Source organism: Streptomyces capitiformicae, from assembly GCF_002214185.1.
GTDB classification, from domain to species: Bacteria; Actinomycetota; Actinomycetes; order Streptomycetales; family Streptomycetaceae; genus Streptomyces; species Streptomyces capitiformicae.
In genome coordinates this window covers 8,419,549-8,434,473 of sequence record NZ_CP022161.1, presented here as the reverse complement: position 1 = coordinate 8,434,473, position 14,925 = coordinate 8,419,549, and the positions used below count along the sequence as shown (strand labels likewise).

Genomic DNA, 14,925 nt, shown 5'->3' with positions numbered 1-14,925 from the left:
GTCCAGGTGTGACATCCGCAGCGCCCGGCGCGCTGTAGCAGTTGGGCCGCGAGGGCGGCTCTGTGAGGCCCGCTTTCCCCCCGTGAGCGGGTACTCGTCGCAGGGGCAGGCAGGCGCACCCCCGTCGTCTGCCTGCCCCGCGCGTGGTCCGCATGACTTCGGCCCCGGCCGCCCGCAGCCGAACCCGGGACTGGTGCCCGGTCGGCCGGGACCGGATGGCTGCGCTTCCGTTGCCACTTGTCTCGCTGCCCGCGCCGCCTTGCGACCGGACGCCGCCCCTGGTTCCCGCTTCGGCGCGGTGTCCTGTGCCGCCGCCGCCCGGACCTGTCCCCTGCCGTCGGCGGACCGAGCACAGGAGATCTGTCAGCAGAAGAAACCAGCCCCAACCGCCGGGACACCGCGCGGCTCGAAAGGCCGGGCGTCACGGCAGGTCGGAGCGGACCACGGTGACCGGGCAGTGCGCATGATGGAGTACGGCATGACTGACCGACCCCAGCAGCAGTCCGGCGAATCCGCCGCGTCCGCGCGCACCGATCACCATCAGCTGGGCGCCGCCACTCGCCTCGATCAGCGTGTGCCGCGTACGGCCACGCACGACACGCTCATGGACGGTTACATCCGGGTGGTCCTCCCTGTGCCCGGACAGGGCATCGGTCAGCATTCGCTCTTCCTCTGCCTGCAGTCGCTCCACGTCACCGATCAGGTCCACGAGGTTCGCCGGGCGTGCGTCACTGTGGTCGCTCCACGTTGTCCAGGCGTGCAGCGCGATCAGGTCCGTGCCGCGCAGGGCGGCCTCGTCGAAGGCGAACGCGATCGCAGCCCGAGCCTGGGGAGAATCGTCCACCGCCACCAGCACCGGCCCGTCCTCCCGCATCCGTTCACGCACCACCATCACAGGGCAGTGGCTGTGAGCGGCCAGGTGGACCGCGGTCGATCCCAGCAGCCCCGCGAGACCGCCCGAGCCGCGATGGCCCACCACCATCAGCCGCGCTGTCCTCGACTCGGCTTCCAGGGCTCCGCCTGCCTCCCCCGCGATGACCGCGTGGCCGACCACCACTCCGGGCGCAGCAGCCAGGGCTCGTTCGACGGCTTCCGCGAGCAGGCCCTCGACCGATTCCCATACGGCTCCCGCGGGCGGGCCCAGAGGCGACCCGCCGGGTGGAACGTGAAGGGCGGGCCATAGGAAGGCATGCACCACGCGCAGCTCCGCGCCCCTCATCCCCGCCTCGCGTGCCGCGGCCTCCACGGTGGCCAGCGCGGAGGGCGAGCCGTCCACCCCCACCACCACTGGCGCGGACATAGCGCTTCGTTCTCCTCACGCGGCGCCGACGCGGGTTCCGACCCGGCGTCCTGTTCTCCCAGGCTCTCTCGCTCCCAAGACCGGCGCCACCGTCCCAGCCGCCTTCGCAGCCCCGCACGCCGTCCCGGGGATCAACGATCGCGGCCCGGGAACAAGCGCGGCCAGGTGTGTGCTGACGCACGCCTTGGCCTGGAGCCGCGCATGGGTGGCGTAAACACACTCGGCGACGGTAGCCGGTGGCCGATGACGGGGCGTGCACCGACAGCCCGGGCGTTGCTGCCGCCGCATCATCGATAGCGGTTGCCGTCCCGCAGGTATAGCGTGGTGATTCAGCAGTCGTGGTTCCGAAGTCCCGTTCGCCCGTGATTCGCAATCACGGGCGTTCTTGCTGTTCAGCGCCTCTCCGGACCAGGGCGATCACCTCCCGGGCGCGCAGGGCGCGGGCCCGGTTCCTCTCGAAGGAGACAGTCATGGCCAAGGGCACCGTCAAGTGGTTCAACAGCGAGAAGGGCTTCGGCTTCATCGAGCAGGAGGGCGGCGGCCCCGACGTCTTCGCCCACTACTCCAACATCGCCAGCCAGGGTTACCGCGAGCTGCACGAGGGCCAGAAGGTCGAGTTCGACGTCACCCAGGGCCAGAAGGGCCCGCAGGCGGAGAATATCCGCCCCGCCTGATCGAGCCGCCTCAACAAGGCCCGGCTTCCCGACTTCGGGAGCCGGGCCCAGTTGGCCGGCGAGTTCAGGGCCGAACTCGCCGATCCGGCCGAAGTGTCCCGGCGTGCGGCAACAGCGTCTACCGGGCGGGCGGCCGCCACGGCTGCCGCGCCTGCGGCAGTGACCGGCCTGGTCGGCAGGCTCGGGAATGGTGCAGGCGATCTGGCGCCGCCGCAGGTGGGCGCGGATGGCGCGGGAGGAATATCCCTCCGGAGACCTCACTCCTTCCCGATCAGGACACGCCGCCGCTCAGCTCACTCCGAAACACGCCCTAGTCGCGCTTGGGCCAGATCAGGCCCTGATCGGTCCAGATGACACCCTTGTTGCGGCAGAGGCAGAAGGGGTGGCCGATGGGGTCGGCGTAGACGCGGAAGCCGTAGCCGTCGGGGTCGGTGCAGTCCCGCTGCAGGGTCGCGCCGAGGGCCAGGACGCGGCGCTGTTCGGCCTCGATGTCGTCGACTTCGAAGTCGAGGTGGAACTGCTTGGGGTGCTCGCTGTCGGGCCACTGCGGGGCGCGATAGTCCTCCACCTGGATGAAGGCCAGTTCGATGTCGCCGAACTGGATACCGGCCCAGTTCTCGTTACTGCCCTCCTTGACCGGGAGCCCCGTCACCTCGGAGTAGAAGGCTGCCAGCTTCATCGTGTCCGGGCAATCGATGATGAAGTCGGTTAGTCGTAGCATCCCGCGATCTTGCCACAAGATCAAATGAGCCGGACTTTGAGACAGGCCCTAGCCGTTGGCGTATGCGCAGGAGCCAACGCATCAGGTGCGCGAGTTGCTGGGCCGGGGTCTGCGGGGAACGAAAGGCGCAGCGCACTGCTCACCGAGTTTCTTGTCGGCCTGGACCGCCAGGCCGACGCCCTCCGTCCGGCCGACGCCCTCCGTCCGGCCGACGCCCTCCGTCCGGCCGACGCCCTCCGTCCGGCCGACGCCCTCCGTCCGGCCGACGCTACGCGGCTGGGTACGGTCGTACTCAGTCTGGTGTCGGCCTGGCTCGCCGAGGTACTGGAGATGGAGCGGGCCCTGCCGGAGGAGACCCGGCAGCGAGGGACGGCCGAGCGCGTTCGGTCGTTCATCCGGCAGAACCTGCACGACCCGGAGCTCGCGCCGCCTGTGGTCGCCGCCGCGCATCACATCTCCCTCAGCTACCTGCATCGGATCTTCCAGCAGGAGTCGCCCGGCGAGACGGTCGGCGCCTGGATCCGCGGCCGACACCTCGAAGGCGCCCGCCGTGACCTGGCGGACCCCGCGCTGCGCGGCCTGCCGGGCCATGCCCTCGCCGCCCGCTGGGGCTACCCCCGCGCCTCCGACTTCACCCGCGCCTTCCGCCCCGCGTACGGGCTCCCGCCCACGGAGTACCGGTTTCAGGTGCTGCCTTGCGACGGTGCCTAGTTGTAGACATACCGGCTGTAGGTGTCCCAGACGCCGTTGAGCTCCAACTGAGCCCTGCCCTTGGCGACGGCGCTGCCGACTTGGGCCGAGGGCCCGTAACAGCCGTGCGTGTAACCGGGGTTGAGTGGGGACGGGGCGCAGAAGACCGTGTATTCGGACCCGGCTCCCTCGAACTCGAGCCAGCCCTCGATCGCCACCGCTACGCTCGCCCTGTTCTGCACCACCAGGACGGTCTGGGCGTCGCCGTTCGCGTTGTGGACGACGCAGGTCTTGAACCTGACGTTGTTGGACACCACGTGGTTCTCGTAATCACCGCAGTTCCAGGTGGAGTTGGTGCTCACGGGGCCCCAGTTCTCAGCCGCGGTGGCAGGAGTCGCGCCGAGCGCGATGGTGAGCTGACCCCAGTTTCGTGGAGTCCCTGAAGCCAGGCTTATGATCCTGGCCCGAAGGAGAACCACGAGCCGTGCCGGCACCCCCAGGTCGTTGCTGACGCCGAGGCTGAGCCGGTCATCGAGGCGAAAGCCCAGGTCGTTGCTGACGCCGAGGCTGAGCCGGTCGTCGAGGCGAAGGCCGCGGGCGCGGAGACGCCGGAGCCTGTCGCCGTGGCCGAGCCCGAGCCCGTCGCCGAGCCCGCTGTCGCGGAGATGCCGGAATCCGCTGCCGAGCCCGAGCCCGAGCCCGAGAAGCCGGTCGCTGTGACCGAGCCCGAGCCCGTCGCCGAGCCGGAGGCCGCGGTTGCCCCCGAGCCGACCGTCGAGCCCGAGCCGCAGGCCCAGCCGGAGCCCGAAGCCGTAAAGGCGCCGAAGGCTGAGCCGGAGGTTGCGCCGGAACCGGAACCGGAACCGGAGCCCGTGGCTGCGGCCGTGGAACCCTCCGTGGCCGAAGAAGCACCCGAGGCTGCGGAGGCCCCCCAGCCTTCGCCGTCCTCCTCCCCGTCCCCCGAACCCGCAGTCGCCGCACCCGCAGTCGCCGCACCCGCAGCCGACGACGAGAGCGGTACAGGTGGTGCTGGAGGGAAGACGGAGGCGACCGAGGGCGAAGCCGAGGCCGGGAAGCCCGCCACCACCGCCGCCAAGGTCAGGACCCGCGCCCCCGGGCTCTCCGCCCCGTACAAGGCCGCCGGTGCCGTACTCAAGGAGCGGGACCTGACCGGCGCCCGGGCGAAGGTGTACCTCGTCCTCGACCGCTCCGCCTCGATGCGCCCGTACTACAAGGACGGCTCCGCCCAGGCCCTCGGCGAGCAGACCCTCGCCCTCGCCGCCCACCTGGACCCGGAGGCCACGGTCCCCGTCGTGTTCTTCTCGACCGAACTGGACGGCACCGGCGAGCTCACCCTCACCGAGCACGAGAACAAGGTCGACGAGCTGCACAACGGCCTCGGCCGCATGGGCCGTACCAGCTACCACGTGGCCGTCGAAGAGGTCCTCGCCCAGCACCAGAAGTCGGCCGACCCCACGGCTCCCGCCCTGGTCGTCTTCCAGACGGACGGCGCCCCGGACGCCAAGACCCCCGCCACCCAGGCCCTCACGGACGCCGCCAAGAACCACCCCTCCGTCCACTTCGCCTTCGTCGCCTTCGGTGACCCGGAGAACAAGGCCTTCGACTACCTCCGCAAGCTGAAGTCGGCCAACACCTCCCACTTCCTCGCCGGCGAAACCCCCCGCGAGCTGACGGACACCGAGGTCTACGAGGGCCTCCTGGCCACCTGGCGCCCGTAACCCGCCACTCACGCCCCTCACGCCCCGTGCCGCCCGCTTCCCACCCCTCAAAAGGGGAGGCGGGCGGCACACCCATGTCGGCTAGGATTTCAAGACTCACGAAAACGACCGACCTGGGAGCATCCCCCGATGGCTCGACACCTCATCACCAGCGCCCTTCCGTACATCAACGGGATCAAGCACCTGGGCAACATGGTGGGGTCCATGCTCCCGGCGGATGTGTACTCGCGGTACCTGCGGCAGCGCGGCCACGATGTCCTGTACATCTGCGCGACGGACGAGCACGGGACCCCGGCCGAGCTGGCGGCGAAGGAGCAGGGGATCCCGGTCGACGAGTTCTGCGCGCAGGCGCATGACGCGCAGAAGGCGGTGTACGACGGGTTCGCGCTGGCCTTCGACTACTTCGGGCGGAGTTCCAGCCCGCAGAACGTGGAGATCACCCAGCACTTCGCGCGGAAGCTCAAGGAGAACGGGTTCATCGAGGAGCGGGCGATCCGCCAGGTGTACTCACCCGCCGACGGCCGGTTCCTCCCGGACCGCTACGTCGAGGGCACCTGCCCGCACTGCGGCTACGACAAGGCCCGCGGCGACCAGTGCGAGAACTGCACCCGCGTACTCGACCCGACGGACCTGATCGACCCGCGCTCGGCGATCTCCGGGTCGACCGAGCTGGAGGTCCGCGAGACCAAGCACCTCTTCCTCCTGCAGTCGAGGTTGCAGCACGAGGTCGAGGCCTGGGTGGCGGCGCACGAGGAGGAGTGGCCGCATCTGTCGTCCTCGATCGCCCGCAAGTGGCTGAACGAGGGTCTGCACGACCGCGCCATCACCCGCGACCTGGACTGGGGTGTGCCGGTCCCGGCCGACACCTGGCCGGAGCTGGCGGCCGAGGGCAAGGTCTTCTACGTATGGTTCGACGCGCCGATCGAGTACATCGGCTCCACGAAGGAGTGGTCGGACCAGGACCCGGAGAACCGCGACTGGAAGTCGTGGTGGTACGACGTCGACACCGACGTCCGCTACACGCAGTTCATGGCCAAGGACAACGTCCCGTTCCACACGGTGATGTTCCCGGCCACCGAGCTGGGCATCCGCGAGCCGTGGAAGAAGGTCGACTACGTCAAGTCCTTCAACTGGCTGACGTACTACGGCGGGAAGTTCTCCACGTCGCAGAAGCGCGGTGTCTTCACCGACCAGGCGCTGGAGATCCTGCCCGCCGACTACTGGCGGTACTTCCTCATCGCCAACGCCCCCGAGTCGGACGACTCGTCCTTCACCTGGGAGCACTTCACCGCCACGGTCAACAAAGACCTCGCCGACACCCTCGGCAACTTCGTCAACCGTGTCCTGTCCTTCTCCCGCAAGCGCTTCGGCGACGAGGTCCCGGCGGGTTCGGCGGCCGGCGAGGCGGAGGCCCGTCTGGGCGAGGAGATCGCCCGCCTGCTCGCCGAGTACGAGTCCCAGATGGAGGCCCTCCAGTTCCGCAAGGCGGCGGCCGCGCTGCGCGCCCTGTGGTCGGCGGGCAACTCCTACCTGGAGGAGAAGGCCCCCTGGCTGGAGATCAAGACCGACCAGGACGGCGCGGCCCTGACCCTCCGTACGGCGATGAACCTCATCCACCTCTACTCGGTGGTCTCCGAGCCGTTCATCCCGGCCTCCTCGGCCGCCATGCGCACCGCCTTCGCCCTGCCGGACGACACGGCCACCTGGGTCACGGCGGACGAGGCCAAGGCCCTGGACTTCGTCCCGGCCGGCACCCCGTTCACCGTCCCGCCGGTCCTCTTCGCGAAGCTGACGGAGGACGACCTGGAGGCATACAAGGAGCGCTTCGGCGGCGAGCCGGTGTAAGTAACTCGCAGACTCCGGAAAAGGGGACCGGTGACGTCGGATGGCGTCACCGGTCCCTGCCGCTGTCGCGACGCGGGAGTTGCCCTCACTCCCGCCCCGGCCGGATACGCTGGCAGGGCCACTCCTGGAGGACACCATGAGGACACTGGCCGACCACGGACGCGAGCTGATCCCCCGACCCGAGCAGACCCCCGACGCCCTCCGTGTCGCCCTCGCCGTCATTGCTCCGGGCCGCCTGGAGGAGATGCAGGCCTCGAAGGACGAAGCCTTCGCCAAAGCCGTCGAGTGGCAGTCCCTGAGCCCGGTGCAGAGCTGGGTCCTCATCTGGGCCCGGGACATCGAAATCACCCGCCGCCCCGATTTGTCCGCCCGCTTCTCCCAGGCGCAGAGGAGTGGCGCGGCGTATCCGTAAAGCAACCCTGTGCGCCCGTGTGTGCGTCTCCCCGGGCATGGCACTGTTCGGAAACGCGCACACCGTCAATCCCGGCAAGGCCCAGCAGGACTACGCCCGTCTGCTGGGGCACGGCGAGCAGGTTCACGCGGCGTTCCTGCTGATCCGCGACACCATCCTGTTCACCGACCGTCGGCTGATCCTGATCGACAAGCAGGGACTCACCGGCAAGAAGGTGGAGTACCACTCCGTCCCGTACCGCAGCATCACGCACTTCTCGGTCGAGACGGCGGGTCACTTCGACTTGGACGCCGAGCTCAAGATCTGGCTCTCCGGCACCCATGAACCGATCGAGAAGACCTTCACCAAGGGCGTGGACATCTACGAGGTCCAGGCGATCCTCACGCAGTTCGTGGCCCGTTAGGGGACGACGATGCGGCCCGGAGGTACGTGGTTCGGGAACACGTGGTTCGGGACCACGTGGTTCGCGTGGAGCCCCCTGAAAGGGAGTTCCGACTCATCTGCGGTCGCGGGTTCGGGAAGGGTTGCCGCCAACTTCCTTATCCGTCACGGGTTCTGAGTGGGGGTCAGCCGAGGTTCGACTTGACGTGGCTGATGACCTGCTCGAATTCCTTGCGGGGCGAGAAGTCCACGTACTCGCAGTCCTCCAGCGCTTCCGGTGCGTGACCGGGCGGCCAGTAGAAGGCCTCGCCCTCCTTGTAGGTCTTGTCGCCCTCCTTGGTGTGCATCACGAGCCGGCCCTTGAACATGTAGCCCCAGTGGGGGACCTGGCACAGGCCGTCGGGCTCGTCCTTGAGGGCCGGCCGCATGTCCGCTCCCTTGGGGAACCGGACGAACGCGACCTCCGTGTCGCCGCCGATGTCCTGCATCCGCAGTTCGACGCCGTTGCCCTCGATCTCGACGGGTACATCCGTCCGCGTGACTGCCGTCATGTTTCCTCCATGACCGGATCACTGCGGGGCCTCGGGAATCTCCGTACGGCGGTCCGCTCTCTCGGGAAACCCCGCACTTCCAGCCTGCGACACACCACCGTGACATGCATCACGCCGGGGATATGCATGCATATCCCCGGCTGTCCGATTTCCTTTTGGCGACAACCACTTTCTTTTGCGCACGAATCGGGCTCTTGCCGTCATCGTGGCCAATTCAACCGGTCTTCCGGCTCGATGAATTCGGCGCCCGCGACTGCGGGAGAACACCTCCCGCCAGATCCCGGGGGCCAGTTCGCGTGTGACGGCGGCGGGATCCGCAGGCCTCACACCCCCGGCGAGACCTCCTCGGCGCCGCTCGGCGGTCGGACGGGTGTTCGTTGCCCGGGGCGCGCGAGGGTCCCCATAATGACGGCTCGCCAGGGCCAAGGCCGGCCGACGTCGCTTGTGAGTGAGGCCACGCATGGGCAAGCACCGCCAGAGAAAGAAACGCTCCAAACGCCGCAAGATAGCCATCGCCTCGGCTGTCGTAGTGGCTGTGGGCGCCATCGGCATACCCGTGGCCGCGCAGGCGAGCGGTGTCGGACTCGGCGGCTGGCGCAGTGTGGCGTTCTCCTGGTGGGGAGGGGACGACTCGGACCGGGCGGCTCCCGCGCGGCCGTCGCGCACACCTTCCGCGTCCGCGACACCCTCCGCCCCGACACCCTCCGCCCCGGCCACCTCCGCCGAACCCACCGGCAAGCCGAGCCCCTCTCGCTCCCGCACCAGCCCGAGCGCGTCACCCTCGAAGTCGGCGAGTCCGACCCCCAAGCGCACCGCCGACGAGCCCGCCAAGACCACGTCGCCGCCGAGCACGCCCAAGCCCACGCGTGCCGCGAGCGCTCCCACCAGCGCCGCGAGCAGCACCGCCTCCGGCCCCACGGCCCGGGTGCTGGAGTTGGTCAACTCCGAACGCGCGAAGGCCGGTTGCGCGCCGGTCACCGTGGACACCAAGCTCACCAAGGCCGCGCAGAACCACAGCCAGGACATGGCCGACCACCAGAACATGTCCCACACCGGTTCCGACGGCTCGTCCATGACCGACCGGCTCGCCCGTGTCGGATACCAGTACAGCTCCGCGGGCGAGAACGTCGCCGCCGGGTACGGCACCGCCGACAGCGTCATGGACGGCTGGATGAACAGCCCCGGCCACAAGGCCAACATCCTGAACTGCGGCTTCAAGGAGATCGGCATCGGCCTGGCGGGCCCGGGCAGCTACTGGACCCAGAACTTCGGCTCACCCGGATAGCGGCTACTGCCTGCCGCCCGGGCCGCCGCCCCCGAAGCCGCCGCCCTCGGGGGTTTCGCTCGGCTGTGACCGTGGCGATCTTCTCGGCGTCGCCGAGTTTCCCGGACTCGGCGACGCCGGAGGTGGTGCCGCCGGAGTGGACGGTGTACTCCTCGCCGGGGTAGACGACGTTCTGGATGGTCTTGGAGGTGACGTACGAGGCCATGACCTCGCCGTCCGCGTCGACGACTTCGGTGGTGGCTGTGAAACGGCTGTGGAGATCCATCGGTATGTGAGACTTCAAGATTCATTACTGGCGAGTTCTCTGTGACATTGGGGGCCAATGGGGGACGAGGTCTTACCAATTCGATTGACATGGACCACAGTTGACTCACCATCACATACGCCCGAGAGCGGCTGTCACCCTTCTGGCACCGCTCCTCGCCGGAGCCCTGACGCTGACCGCCGTCACCGCTCCCACCGCCTACGCCGCCGACAACTCCGTGGAGAGCGACGGTAGTTACGGCCCCGGCATCTACGTCGTGACACTCGCCGACGCGCCCGTCGCCGCCTACGAGGGCGGCCTGCCCCGCCTGAAGCGGACTGCGCCGAAGGACGGCAAGCGGCTCGACCCCGACTCCGGCGCGGTCGACGCCTATCGAGACCACCTGGACGACCGCCGCGACGACGTCCTCGACGCCGTACCCGGCGTCAAGCCGCTCTACGACTACGACTTCACACTCAACGGCTTCGCCGCGAAGCTGACCGGCCGGCAGGCGTCGAAGCTGGCGGGGATGCCGGGGGTGGTCGCGGTGACCCGGAGTACGGTCAACAAACTGACCGCCGAGACCCCGACGCCCGATCACGGCCCCGCGGCCGACGCCCTCGGCCGATCCGACGCCACGGCCGGCATCGCGAAGGCACCGGCCGCGCCCGACACCGGCGAAACCACCGGCTCCGCCTCGCTCCCCGACCTCCCCGCCCTGCTCGGCCTGTCCGGCAAGAAGGGGCTGTGGTCGAAGTTCGGCGGCCCCGAGCACGCCGGTGAGGGCATGATCGTCGGCATCATCGACACCGGCTTCGACCCGTCGAACCCGATGCTCGCCCCGCTGCCGGAACCCCGCCCCGACGCCGAGATCATCGCCAAGAAGTGGCGCGGCGCCTGCGACGAGGGCAGCGACCCCAACCCCGCCAACCGTGTCACCTGCAACAACAAGGTGATCGGCGCCCAGTGGTTCCGCAAGGGCGTCGCCAAGCCCACCCCCGACGACGTGGCCTCGCCGCTGGACCGCAACAGCCACGGCACCCACACCGGTACGACGGCCGCCGGGAACCACGGCGTCGAGGCGTCGATCCCCGGCAGCGGCACCAGCGGCAAGCTCAGCGGAATCGCGCCGGCGGCCCGGCTGGCGTACTACAAGACCTGCTGGAGCACGAACTGCCCGGTCGTGGACACCGTGGCCGCGATCGACCGGGCAGTAGCGGACGGCGTCGACGTCATCAACTACTCCATAGGTGGGGCCATCACGGGCACGACCACCAAAAAGGCCATGTTCAACGCGGCCAAGGCGGGCGTGTTCGTCGCCACCTCGGCCGGCAACAGCGGACCGGACACGGTCGAGCACACCGCACCCTGGGTGACGACGGTCGCCGCGTCGACGCACGACACCGACTACACCGCGTCCCTCGCCCTCGGTAACGGCCGCCGCTTCACCCAGCGCAACATGAACCCGGGCGTCCCCTCGACCCCGCTGGTCAACGCCGTCGACGTACGCAAGTCGGACGCGACCGCCGAGCGGGCCGCACTGTGCGCGCCGGGCACGCTCGACCCCGAGCGGACCAAGGGGAAGATCGTGGTCTGCGACCAGGGCGGCGAGGGCATCTTCGTCGATGTCAAGGCCACCGAGGTCAAGGCGGCCGGCGGCGCGGCGATCGTCCTCACCCATACCCCGACCAGCGGCCAGGACTTCTTCGTCTTCGTCTTCTCCGTCCCCGTGTTCCAGGTGGGCAAGGAGGACGCGCCGGCCGTGAAGGAGTACGCGGCCACGGCGGGCGCGACCGCGGAATTCCTCCCCAGCGAGCGCCACAAGGTCAAGACCCGGGACGTCACCTCCTGGTCCTCCAGCGGCCCCGACCACTACAGCAACGGTGACCTGCTCAAGCCGGACATCGCCGCCCCCGGCGAGACCATCCCGGCGGGCACGGTACCGGGCAGTCTGAGCGGCTACACGGGCTCGTTCGGCTTCATGTCCGGTACGTCGATGGCGTCGCCGCACATCGCGGGCCTCGCAACCCTGCTGAAGCAGCTCCACCCGAGCTGGTCGCCGATGGAGGTCAAGTCGGCGCTGATGACGACGGCGACGACGAAGGACGAGGCGGGCGACCCCGTCGGCCGCCAGCTCGCCGACTCCGCCACCCCGCTCGACTACGGCTCCGGCACCCCCCGCGTCACCCGCGCCGCCGACCCCGGCCTGGTCTACGACTCCACGTCCGCCGACTGGACCGCGTACCTCTGTGCGATCGGCAACCCCCCGGCGGCCGAGAACGGCGAGGACCCCTGCGCGACGGCCGCGCCGCTCGACCCCAGTGACCTGAACTACCCGTCGATCTCGGTCGGCGACCTCTTGGGCCACCAGACGGTCACCCGCAAGGTCACCAACGTGGCGGCGAAGGCGGCCACGTACAAGGCCAAGCTCCAGACCCCGCCCGGGTTCCGCGCCCAGGTCACCCCGAAGCGGCTGAAGCTCGCGCCGGGCGAGTCGGCCTCGTACACGGTCCGCTTCAAGCGTACCGACGCCCGCTTCGACACCTGGTTCTACGGCTCCCTCACCTGGAGCGACGCCCACGCCCGCCACCGGGTCACCAGCCCGATCGCCCTGCGCCCCACGGGCCTCACGGCGCCGGCCGAGGTCACGGTCAGCGGCCAGGAATCGGTGAAGCTGACCACCGGGGTGGGCTGGACCGGCTCCCTGACAGCGAAGGCGGCCCTGTACACCGGCAAGAAGACGACCGGCACCCTCACCGGCACCGACACATCCGACTTCCCGAAGAGCCCGCACACCAACGACGCGGTCGTGAAGCACCGGATCCACGTCCCCGAAGGCGCCGCCTTCACCCGCCTCGCCATCACCTCCGCCGACCACCTCCCCGGTAGCGACATCGACCTGTACGTCTTCGACACCGCCGGCAAGCACATCGGCCGCTGGCCGGGCCCCGACTCCGACGAGCACACCGACCTGCCGCCCGGCGACTACGACGTCTACGTCCTCCAGTACCAACTCCCGGCCGGCGCGAGCAGCCAGCAGTACACGCTGTGGACCTGGGAGGTCGGCCAGGGTGACCCGGCGCTGACCCCCACGGTCAGCCCTTCGAGCCAGCGGGTCACCGCGGGCGACCGCTCCGAGGTGACGGTGACGTGGGGTTCGGCCGCGACGCGCGGCGAACGGTACGTCGGCGTCGTGGAGTTCGGGGACGGGAAGACGAAGGTGCAGCATACGGCGTTGGCGGTGACGCCGTAACGCCGTAAGTGAACAGCTGTCGTCCCGACGAGCCGCCCGCGAACTCCCTTGAGTTCGCGGGCGGTTGGCGTTACCCAAACCTTCGCCTCCCTGGTTTCCCCCGATGGGATGGCGGGTCGCTCCATCCTCTATGGCGCTGCTCTCCCCTCCTCTACAAGTAGCGACGGCAGCAGGGGAGTTGGGGCATGAGGGGGTACGAATCGTGCGGCAGAACGGGCTGCGGACGACCGGGCTCGGCGGCTGGATGGCAGCGGTGATGGTGGCGGCAGCGCTGGCGCCGGGTGCGGCGGCGCGGGCCGCTGTTCCGCCATCGGCTGCCATCGGGGAACAAGCCGAAGCGGCGGCGGCTGTGCGAAAACCGGAGATCAACGGCTTCATGACGATCGTCAACAAGGCGCGAGCGGACGTGGGCGTCCTTCCCCTGGTCTGGGACGACACGCTCACCGCCCACGCCCGCCACTGGGCCCGCCTGCGCGTCGACGACTGTGGGCTCATCCACTCGAACAGCCGGTACGGCGAGAACCTGGCCAAGGGAACGAGCGCCGACTTCTCGATGCCGGACGCGGCCCGTCTGTGGGTGGAGGAAAAGCCCGACTACGACCGCGCCGCGAACTCCTGCGTCAAGGGCAAACCCTGCCTCCACTACACCCAGGTGGTGTGGCGCACCTCGACACGGGTCGGCGCGGCGAAGGTGCGATGCGGCAACGGCTGGACGTACGTCGTCGCGAACTTCGACCCGCCGGGCAACTGGGTGGGCCGGCGGCCGTACTGAGCCGATGAGCCGTACAGGTACGGCAAGGGGGACCCGGGGCCGTGATAATCCCTCCATGGCCCCACCCCCCACGACCACCCCACAGGCCCCCAGGTGAACGACCTCCCCGAAAACCCGCTCCCTGCCCCGCCCCCGGACCCGAACCCGGTCCACCACCTCCTCACCGACATCCTGACCATCGGCGCCCCCTACGCCCTCGCCCTCACCGGCGACTACGCGGCCCAGGCCCACGGCCTGACCGCCAGGGGTGGCGGCCGCGCACTGGAGCTGGCGACGGAACACCCCGCCCCCATGGACCAGATCGCGACGACGATCCGCGCCGACCTGATGTCACGGGGCTGGCTGGTACACGAGGTCGAGACGACCCCCCTCTCCGCCCGCCTCCTGATCACCGACCCCACGACGGCGGAGGAACGCACGCTGGACCTGATGAAGGAGACCCTCTGGCGCCCGCCGGTGGCCACGTCCCTCGGCCCGACCGTCTCCCTCGAAGACCTGATCGGCACCAAGGTCCGCGCCCTGGCCGACCGGGGCACGGCCCGCGACCTGGTCGCCGTCCACGCCACCGCCGACCACTGGTCCCACCCCGAACTGGAAGAACTCGCCCGCCGCCACGCCCCCGACACCTTCGACCTCACCGACCTCCAGTCCCGCCTGGAGGCCACGGAGTGGCTCGACAACAGAGAATTCGCTCGCCACGGCCTGGACGCCGAAGCCATCATGGCCGTCCGCCAGTGGGCCCAGACCTGGGCCGACGACATCGCCGAACGCCTCCTGGAAGAGGAGGCGATGGAACCCCCTCCGGAGGACGACCCCTGGTGAGCGCCTGATGAGCAGGAGACGCTACGTCGCCCGAGGTGTCCCCGGCGGCTACCGCATCTACGACAACCGGCGGCGGGGTTGGTGGGGCGACCTGTACGAGCTGTGCCCCGACGCCCTCCTCACAGAGCTGAACGGCGCGAAGGACCCGGCGAGGTTGTCGGCGCTGCTGAAGCGGTACCGAGCGCTGAAGCGGTAGTACGGCGGAGCCGATGGAACCGTGGAGAACCGGGGTCCCC

At 69.6% G+C, this 14,925-nt stretch carries 13 protein-coding genes and 2 pseudogenes; 11 read left to right on the top strand and 4 right to left on the bottom strand.

Features of this window, described 5'->3' with window-relative positions:
- Positions 1-421: 421 nt before the first annotated feature.
- The gene (locus tag CES90_RS37925) at positions 422-1,300 is read right to left on the bottom strand and encodes a universal stress protein (protein WP_189783980.1); all 879 of its coding nucleotides are present in this window, start codon (positions 1,298-1,300) and stop codon (positions 422-424) included.
- Between the two features lie 470 nt (positions 1,301-1,770).
- Here CES90_RS37925 and CES90_RS37920 point away from each other — a divergent pair, with 470 nt between their 5' ends.
- On the top strand, positions 1,771-1,974 hold the full coding sequence (locus CES90_RS37920; protein ID WP_086605444.1) for a cold-shock protein: 204 nt from the start codon (positions 1,771-1,773) through the stop codon (positions 1,972-1,974).
- Between the two features lie 310 nt (positions 1,975-2,284).
- Here CES90_RS37920 and CES90_RS37910 read toward each other — a convergent pair whose 3' ends face one another.
- Positions 2,285-2,695: a VOC family protein gene (locus tag CES90_RS37910; RefSeq protein ID WP_189783981.1), complete on the bottom strand. Its 411-nt coding sequence runs from the start codon at positions 2,693-2,695 to the stop codon at positions 2,285-2,287.
- A 73-nt stretch (positions 2,696-2,768) separates the two neighbouring features.
- Between CES90_RS37910 and CES90_RS50435 the strand changes: the two are divergent.
- Positions 2,769-3,406, top strand: a pseudogene (locus tag CES90_RS50435) (helix-turn-helix transcriptional regulator); the annotation flags it as partial.
- Here CES90_RS50435 and CES90_RS37900 read toward each other — a convergent pair.
- Entirely contained in the window at positions 3,403-3,747 is a 345-nt protein-coding gene (locus CES90_RS37900; protein ID WP_189783982.1) for a hypothetical protein, read from the bottom strand. The pseudogene CES90_RS50435 and the gene CES90_RS37900 overlap by 4 nt on opposite strands.
- Before the next feature lie 261 nt (positions 3,748-4,008).
- Between CES90_RS37900 and CES90_RS37895 the strand changes: the two genes are divergently transcribed.
- The 4 genes and pseudogenes from CES90_RS37895 to CES90_RS37880 all read left to right on the top strand — a co-directional run bounded on the left by CES90_RS37895 (position 4,009) and on the right by CES90_RS37880 (position 7,784).
- Entirely contained in the window at positions 4,009-5,124 is a 1,116-nt protein-coding gene (locus tag CES90_RS37895; protein ID WP_332836410.1) for a VWA domain-containing protein, read from the top strand.
- 129 nt (positions 5,125-5,253) lie between these two features.
- Complete coding sequence (metG, locus tag CES90_RS37890; protein WP_189780796.1) at positions 5,254-6,969, top strand: methionine--tRNA ligase; 1,716 nt, start codon at positions 5,254-5,256, stop codon at positions 6,967-6,969.
- A gap of 136 nt (positions 6,970-7,105) precedes the next feature.
- Positions 7,106-7,357 (top strand): annotated as a pseudogene (locus tag CES90_RS37885) (hypothetical protein); the annotation flags it as partial.
- Positions 7,358-7,418: 61 nt separating this feature from the next.
- Positions 7,419-7,784 (top strand): PH domain-containing protein, encoded by a 366-nt coding sequence (locus tag CES90_RS37880; protein ID WP_149823558.1) that lies wholly within the window; start codon positions 7,419-7,421, stop codon positions 7,782-7,784.
- Between the two features lie 163 nt (positions 7,785-7,947).
- Here the strand turns inward: CES90_RS37880 and CES90_RS37875 are convergent, their stop codons facing one another.
- Positions 7,948-8,313: a cupin domain-containing protein gene (locus CES90_RS37875; protein WP_189780797.1), complete on the bottom strand. Its 366-nt coding sequence runs from the start codon at positions 8,311-8,313 to the stop codon at positions 7,948-7,950.
- 460 nt (positions 8,314-8,773) lie between these two features.
- Here CES90_RS37875 and CES90_RS37870 point away from each other — a divergent pair, with 460 nt between their 5' ends.
- The 5 genes from CES90_RS37870 to CES90_RS37850 all read left to right on the top strand — a co-directional run bounded on the left by CES90_RS37870 (position 8,774) and on the right by CES90_RS37850 (position 14,885).
- Positions 8,774-9,598, top strand: a complete 825-nt coding sequence (locus CES90_RS37870) for a CAP domain-containing protein (RefSeq protein ID WP_189780798.1) — start codon at positions 8,774-8,776, stop codon at positions 9,596-9,598.
- A 365-nt stretch (positions 9,599-9,963) separates the two neighbouring features.
- Positions 9,964-13,095 carry a S8 family serine peptidase gene (locus CES90_RS51420; protein WP_189780799.1) on the top strand — a complete coding sequence of 1,044 codons (3,132 nt, stop codon included), beginning with the start codon at positions 9,964-9,966 and terminating at the stop codon, positions 13,093-13,095.
- A 202-nt stretch (positions 13,096-13,297) separates the two neighbouring features.
- Positions 13,298-13,867, top strand: coding sequence for a pathogenesis-related family 1 protein (locus CES90_RS37860; protein WP_229913578.1), 570 nt, complete (start codon positions 13,298-13,300; stop codon positions 13,865-13,867).
- A 168-nt stretch (positions 13,868-14,035) separates the two neighbouring features.
- Entirely contained in the window at positions 14,036-14,689 is a 654-nt protein-coding gene (locus tag CES90_RS37855) for a nucleotidyl transferase AbiEii/AbiGii toxin family protein (RefSeq protein ID WP_189781089.1), read from the top strand.
- A 7-nt stretch (positions 14,690-14,696) separates the two neighbouring features.
- On the top strand, positions 14,697-14,885 hold the full coding sequence (locus tag CES90_RS37850) for a hypothetical protein (RefSeq protein WP_189780800.1): 189 nt from the start codon (positions 14,697-14,699) through the stop codon (positions 14,883-14,885).
- Positions 14,886-14,925: the final 40 nt, after the last annotated feature.